The sequence below is a fragment of the Burkholderia sp. Ac-20349 genome (assembly GCF_017104865.1).
In the GTDB taxonomy this organism is placed as follows: domain Bacteria; phylum Pseudomonadota; class Gammaproteobacteria; order Burkholderiales; family Burkholderiaceae; genus Burkholderia; species Burkholderia aenigmatica.
In genome coordinates this window covers 1-6,518 of record NZ_JAAGPM010000244.1, presented here as the reverse complement: position 1 = coordinate 6,518, position 6,518 = coordinate 1, and the positions used below count along the sequence as shown (strand labels likewise).

General features: G+C 67.4%; 6 protein-coding genes and 1 pseudogene. 5 read left to right on the top strand and 2 right to left on the bottom strand.

Features of this window, described 5'->3' with window-relative positions; translation table 11 throughout:
* The 4 genes and pseudogenes from G3N61_RS37490 to G3N61_RS37475 all read left to right on the top strand — a co-directional run.
* A pseudogene (locus G3N61_RS37490) lies at positions 1 to 421 on the top strand (hypothetical protein); the annotation flags it as partial.
* Positions 422 to 920: 499 nt separating this feature from the next.
* Entirely contained in the window at positions 921 to 2,075 is a 1,155-nt protein-coding gene (locus G3N61_RS37485; protein WP_089449657.1) for a pyridoxal phosphate-dependent aminotransferase, read from the top strand.
* A 71-nt stretch (positions 2,076 to 2,146) separates the two neighbouring features.
* Entirely contained in the window at positions 2,147 to 2,935 is a 789-nt protein-coding gene (locus G3N61_RS37480; protein WP_089449658.1) for an ABC transporter substrate-binding protein, read from the top strand.
* Positions 2,936 to 2,948: 13 nt separating this feature from the next.
* Positions 2,949 to 4,385: an FAD-binding oxidoreductase gene (locus G3N61_RS37475; protein WP_205824933.1), complete on the top strand. Its 1,437-nt coding sequence runs from the start codon at positions 2,949 to 2,951 to the stop codon at positions 4,383 to 4,385.
* Positions 4,386 to 4,430: 45 nt separating this feature from the next.
* Here the strand turns inward: G3N61_RS37475 and G3N61_RS37470 are convergent, their stop codons facing one another.
* Both G3N61_RS37470 and cadR read right to left on the bottom strand, forming a co-directional pair.
* Positions 4,431 to 5,003, bottom strand: a complete 573-nt coding sequence (locus tag G3N61_RS37470) for a PadR family transcriptional regulator (RefSeq protein WP_043184926.1) — start codon at positions 5,001 to 5,003, stop codon at positions 4,431 to 4,433.
* Positions 5,004 to 5,071: 68 nt separating this feature from the next.
* Positions 5,072 to 5,503, bottom strand: a complete 432-nt coding sequence (gene cadR, locus G3N61_RS37465; protein ID WP_011350541.1) for a Cd(II)/Pb(II)-responsive transcriptional regulator — start codon at positions 5,501 to 5,503, stop codon at positions 5,072 to 5,074.
* Positions 5,504 to 5,583: 80 nt separating this feature from the next.
* On the opposite strand from cadR, the gene G3N61_RS37460 reads away from it, so the two are divergent.
* Positions 5,584 to 6,518 (top strand): heavy metal-associated domain-containing protein (locus G3N61_RS37460; protein ID WP_205824932.1); only part of this gene is annotated, 935 nt, incomplete at its 3' end.

The following is a 6,518-nucleotide window of genomic DNA, read 5'->3' as shown; positions in this document are numbered from 1 at the left end:
ACGCCGCCGCCCGATCTCGACACACGGAGCTACACTCTTTCCCACCACGACGCTCTTCAGATCTCGCGGTGCGCCACGGGCCGAACTCGCCGCCGCGCTCGTCGACCTGCAGGTCGAGGCGATCGGCGCCGACGCGGCGCTGTGGGGCGCGCTCTTCGCGCTGGAGCGGCAGGTGTCGCCGCTCACCGCCTACCGCCGGCATTACGACGCGTATGTCGCACTGTGGCGCGACGCGCTCGCGCACGCGGCCGATCCGCCGCCCGCCGCAAGGCTCGACGGGCTCGCGCGGATGGCGCACACGATCTGCTACGGCGGGCTCTCGCAGGCGTTGCTGACGCTCGGGCCCGCGTTCGACCTCGCCACGCTGCGCGACGAACTGCGGGCGGTGCTGCTCGCCTATCTGGCGGCGGCCGGCCAGTAACATCCCCTAGGGCCTGTTCACGCTAATAACGGGCTTGCGCTGGCCACCAGAAGGGCCGAGCGCAAGGATTGCGACGAAGCGAATACTCGACGTATTCGCGAGGAGCGTGACGCGGCGATCGGCCCTTCTGGTGGCCAGCCCCACGAATGAATTTTCCCGAACAGGGGAACGTGCCTTGCCGGCCGTATTGCGGCGTCGATCGTCGCTTGTTTGGCTCGGCCAAACGGCGCTCCTCACTCCTTGCACTACGACCGGCAAGGCACGTTCGCAAGCCCGTTATTAGCGTGAACAGGCCCTAGGGGAAATGCCTGATTCGCATGCCAGCCTGGCAGGTGAGCCTTGCCGCTACATGCTCTTCTTCGCGAGCCATGAGAAAAATGCATGGCCGCCATGACGAACTTTCGATTGTCCGTCGATATTGGCTCGGGCTAAATCATGCGGCAGATGCAGGCCGCGCGCGCCGCGCGGGGCCGCCCGAAGGACATCAGAAGGAGGAGTCATGCGAAGCGCCACTGCGCCCCGTTCGAAACTGCCCGACGTCGGGACGACGATCTTCACGGTGATCGGCCAACTGGCTGCTCGGCACGATGCGTTGAACCTGTCGCAGGGCGCGCCGAATTTCGCGCCCGATCCGGCGCTCGTCGAAGGCGTCGCGCGTGCGATGCGCGACGGGCACAACCAGTACGCGCCGATGGCCGGCGTGATGGCGCTGCGCGAGCGGCTCGCCGAAAAGACCGAGGCGCTGTACGGCGCGCGCTACGACCCGGCCACCGAGATCACGGTGATCGCGAGCGCGAGCGAAGGGCTCTACGCGGCGATCAGCGCGCTCGTGCATCCGGGCGACGAGGTGATCTATTTCGAGCCGTCGTTCGACAGCTATGCGCCGATCGTGCGGCTGCAGGGCGCGACGCCGGTGGCGATCAAGCTGTCGCCCGAACATTTCCGCGTGAACTGGGACGAGGTGGCCGCGGCGATCAACCCGCGCACGCGGATGATCATCGTGAACACGCCGCACAACCCGACCGCGACCGTGTTTTCCGCCGACGATCTCGAACGGCTCGCGCAGCTCACGCGCGACACGGGGATCGTGGTGCTGTCCGACGAGGTCTACGAGCATGTCGTGTTCGACGGCGCGCAACACCAGAGCGTGGCGCGCCATCGCGAGCTGGCCGAGCGCAGCGTGATCGTGTCGTCGTTCGGCAAGTCGTTCCACGTGACGGGCTGGCGGGTCGGCCATTGCGTCGCGCCGGCCGAGTTGATGGACGAGATCCGCAAGGTGCACCAGTTCATGGTGTTCGCGGCCGACACGCCGATGCAGGTCGCGTTCGCGGAAATCCTCGCGCGGCCGGACAGCTATCTCGGCCTGTCGGCGTTCTACCAGGCCAAGCGCGACCTGCTCGCGCGCGAGCTGGCCGATTCGCGTTTCGAGCTGCTGCCGAGCGAAGGCTCGTTCTTCATGCTCGCGCGCTTCCGGCACTTCTCGGATGAAAGCGACAGCGATTTCGTGCTGCGCCTGATTCGCGATGCGCGTGTCGCGACGATTCCGCTGTCGGCGTTCTATACCGACGGCACCGATGCCGGTGTGATCCGGCTCAGTTTTTCGAAAGACGACGCGACGCTGGTCGAAGGCGCGCGGCGGCTGCGTTCGCTGTAAGGCCCGTACGGGAACCGGCGACGGGCACCCGGCGACGGGAGCGTCGCACCGACCAGACACAGGAGATCACGATGAAGCACACGGCCACCCTGAAACTCGCATTCGCACTGGCGTGCGCCCTCGGCTCGGGCGCGGCGCTCGCCGACGCGCAGACGCTGCGCTTCGGCCTCGAGGCGCAATATCCGCCGTTCGAATCGAAAGCGCCGAGCGGCGACCTGCAGGGCTTCGACATCGATGTCGGCAATGCCGTCTGCCAGACGGCGAAGCTGTCGTGCAAATGGGTCGAGACGTCGTTCGACGGCCTGATTCCCGCGCTGAAGGGGCGCAAGTTCGACGCGATCAATTCGGCGATGAACGCGACCGAGCAGCGCCGCCAGGCAATCGATTTCACGACGATCATCTATCGCGTGCCGACGCAACTGATCGCGCGCACCGGCAGCGGCCTGCTGCCGACGCCGGAATCGCTGAAGGGCAAGCGCGTCGGCGTGCTGCAGGCATCGATCCAGGAAACCTTCGCGAAGGCGCACTGGGAGCCGGCCGGTGTCGCGATCGTCGCGTACCAGGACCAGAACCAGGCGTATGCGGATCTCGTGTCGGGCCGCCTCGACGCGACGCTCGTGCTCGCACCGTCCGGCCAGCGCGGCTTCCTGTCGCGGCCGGACGGCAAGGGTTTCTCGTTCGTCGGCCAGCCGGTGCACGACGACAAGATCCTCGGCAGCGGCATCGCATTCGGGCTGCGTAAAGGCGACAGCGCGCTGAAGGCGAAGCTCGATGCAGCGATCGACAAGCTGAAGGCGGACGGCACGGTGAAGTCGCTCGGCCTGAAGTATTTCGGCGATATCGACATCTCGGCGAAGTAAGCGGGGCCGCGCGATGCAGAACCGGAATACGGCCGCCGCGAGTGGCGAACAGGGCGGCGCATCGCTGTCGGGTGACGCACTCGAAGTCGAAGCCGTGCTCGTCGCCGAACTGGGCGATGCACTCGTCACGCGCGCGGCCGACATCGATCCGCGCTACTTCACCGCGTACAACGAGCCGGCCGGCGTGCGGCCGCGCGCGCTGGTGCGCCCGCGCAGCGTCGACGACGTGTCGCGCACACTCGCGCTGTGCGCGCGGCTCGGCCAGCCGGTCGTGCCGCAGGGCGGTTTGACGGGGCTCGCGCGTGGTGCGGTCGCGCTCGGCGGCGAGGTGGTGCTGTCGATGGAACGCTTCGCGGGTATCGAAGCGCTGGACGCGGCGGCCGGCACGATGACGGTACGCGCGGGAACGCCGCTGCAGACGGTGCAGGAAGCCGCGGAAGCGGCCGGTTTCACGTTCGGCGTCGATCTCGGTGCACGCGGCTCATGCCAGATCGGCGGCATGCTGGCGACCAACGCGGGCGGCACGCGCGCGATCCGCTACGGGATGATGCGCGAGCAGGTGCTCGGGCTCGAGGCCGTGCTCGCGGACGGCACGGTCGTGTCGTCGATGAACCGGATGCTGAAGAACAACGCGGGCTACGACCTGAAGCAGCTGTTCATCGGCAGCGAAGGGACGCTCGGCGTCGTCACGCGCGCCGTGCTGCGGCTGCATCCGTTGCTGGCCGCGCCGGCCACGGCGCTGTGCCGCGTGCGCGACTACGACGCGGTGGTCGCGCTGTGGAACCGCGTGCGCATGCTGCCGGAGGTCGTCAGCTTCGAGGCGATGTGGCCGGCGTTTTACGACTACGTTGCACGACATACGCCGGGTGTTTCGGCGCCGTTTGTCGGCGACGATGGCTTCGCGATCCTGATCGAATGCGCGACGAGCGCACCGGACGGCGACGCGCATCATGCGCTGGAAACCGGCCTCGCGGCGGGGTTCGACGCAGGGCTCGTGGAGGATGCGGTGCTCGCGACGTCGGAGCGGCAGGCGCGCGACCTGTGGACGTTGCGCGAAGGCCTCGCGATCGATGCGCTGCCGCATCTCGTCAACTTCGACGTGAGCCTGCCGACCAGCGAGCTCGGCGCGTTCGCCGAGCGCTGCGAGGCGGCGTTGCGGGCGCGCTGGCCGGACGTCACGTGTCTGTTCTTCGGCCATGTCGGCGACGGCAACGTGCATATCGGCGTGTCGCTGGCCGGGATGACCGACGCGGACCTCGACGCGCTCGATCACTGCGTGTACGCGGTGGTGCGGGACATGGGTGGCTCGGTGTCGGCCGAGCACGGGATCGGCGTGCTCAAGCGTCCTTATCTCGCGCACACGCGCAGCGACGCGGAAATCGGGCTGATGCGACGCCTGAAGGCAGCGCTGGATCCGCTCGGCATCCTGAATCCCGGCAAGGTGCTTTAACGGGGCCGATCCCCCTGGTTCGTGCGGATCGGCCTGCGCGACCCGTCAACCATTCACCCAGCGCAGCGCGCCGATCTTCAGGTGTTCGACGACGCTGCGTGCCCATTCGAGTTCGGCATTGAGCAGCACGAGCGCGTGCTCGTTCTGCAGCAGGAACAGGCGCGGCACCTGATCGGCCTGCGCGGTGGCGCGCAGCGTTTCGAGGCGCTCGCGCTCGGCGTCGAGCCGGGTGATCCGAAGCTCGAGCTGATGGCGTGCATCTTCCGCGTCGAGCAGCGGCAGGAACGCGAGACCGGCGCCGAATGCCGGGAATTCACGCGCGGGCTCCGCGAGCAGCGCATGCAGCCACGCCTGCCCGGCCGTGTGCCCGGCTTCGGTCAGCGCATACAGCGTGCGCTCCGGAAACGCACCGTCGCGCTCGGTGTCGTGCACGGCGATCATCCCGTCGCGCAGCAGCCGGTCGATCGTCTGATAGAGGCTCGTGCGCTGCCGCACGTTGACGACTTCGTCGTACCCGCGAGCCTTCAGTTGCTGCAGCATCCCGTACGGATGCATCGGCGTTTCGGTGAGCGTCGCGAGGACGGCCAGCGCGAGCGGGGACGGACGGCTAGTGGACATGAATAGTTATGACATATCTAGTAAGAATATAACTATTCTCAGACAAACTATCATATTCCACAAGGGTTTCAGCCGAGGTGCGAGCGCTTCGCAGCCGGGGCGACGGTTTCCATCGTCGCGAGACCATGCACGATGCCGCAATCCTCGACCGAATGCTCGCCGACGCACTGGCGGCGCAATTCGGTGAGCTGGTCGCGTAGATGCGTGAGTTCCGCGAGGCGCGCATCGACGTGCCCGATGTGTTCGTCGAGCAGCGAATTGATCGAGTCGCACGGATCGGCCGGCGTGTCGGTGAGCTGCAGCAGCGCACGGATTTCGTCGTGCGCCATGTCGAGCGCGCGGCAGTTGCGGATGAAGCGCAGCCGCTCGACGTGCACGTCGGTGTAGTTGCGGTAGTTCGAGTCGGTGCGCTCCGCATCCGGCATCAGACCCTCTTTCTCGTAGAAACGGATCGTCTCGGGTGTGCAGCGGGCCGCTTTGGCCAGTTCGCCGATCTTCATGCCTTTCTCCCGTGTAAGGGTTGACCTTGTAGTGGCTTCAGGGTGTTAACTCTACACCGTTAGCCATTGAGGAGGTTGTCATGACCGACGCCCAGCGTACCCACGACCCACGACACCGTCATGCCGGCGGCGCCGCTCCGTGCTGCGCCGACGCGCACGATACGGATACGGCCACCGTCGCCGATGCGGCGCCGGCGGCCGGCGAGCACGCGCACGGCGAGGTCGCCGCAGCGCGCGGCGCGCAGTCGCGTGTCCATAGCCACGACCACGACCACGACCACGATCATGAACATGATCACGGGCACGTGGGGCGTGACGATGGTCATGTCCACGGCGCCGGTTGCAGCCACGGCAGCGGTAAGGACCACGACCACGATCATGGTCATGACCATGCGCACGATCATGAACATGATCACGGGCACGTGGGGCGTGACGATGGTCACGTCCACGGCGCCGGTTGCAGCCACGGCAGCGGTAAGGAACACGACCACAACCATGGTCATGACCATGCGCGCGAGCATGAGCATGAGCATGAGCACGGCGACGGCCATGTCCATGGCGCCGCCTGCGCACACGGCAGCGCCACGCACGACCATGCCGGTCACGACCACGACCACGACCACGACCACGACCACGACCACGACCACGACCACGACCACGACCACGACCACGACCACGACCACGCGGCCGGCGACTGCTGCGCGCCTGCCGCGCTGACGCTCGCGCCGCTGCCGGTCGCGCAGGCGACCGCGTCGGGCCACGTGCGCTCCGCGTTCCGGATCATGCAGATGGACTGCCCGACCGAGGAAACGCTGATCCGCAAGAAGCTCGGCGGGATGAGCGAAGTGTCGGCGCTCGAATTCAACCTGATGCAGCGGATGCTGACCGTCGAGCACGTGCCGAATGCCCAGCCGGCGATCGAAAGTGCGATCCGCTCGCTCGGCATGACGCCCGAGGCCGCAGCGCCCGGCGCGCCGGCCGCGCGCGTCGCCGACGCCCCCGCGAAGCCGTGGTG

Coding starts and splice junctions, on each gene's coding strand:
- G3N61_RS37485 (WP_089449657.1), top strand. CDS start 921: ATGCGAAGCGCCACTGCGCCCCGTTCGAAACTGCCCGACGTCGGGACG.
- cadR (WP_011350541.1), bottom strand. CDS start 5,503: ATGAAGATCGGCGAACTGGCCAAAGCGGCCCGCTGCACACCCGAGACG.
- G3N61_RS37475 (WP_205824933.1), top strand. CDS start 2,949: ATGCAGAACCGGAATACGGCCGCCGCGAGTGGCGAACAGGGCGGCGCA.
- G3N61_RS37470 (WP_043184926.1), bottom strand. CDS start 5,003: ATGTCCACTAGCCGTCCGTCCCCGCTCGCGCTGGCCGTCCTCGCGACG.
- G3N61_RS37480 (WP_089449658.1), top strand. CDS start 2,147: ATGAAGCACACGGCCACCCTGAAACTCGCATTCGCACTGGCGTGCGCC.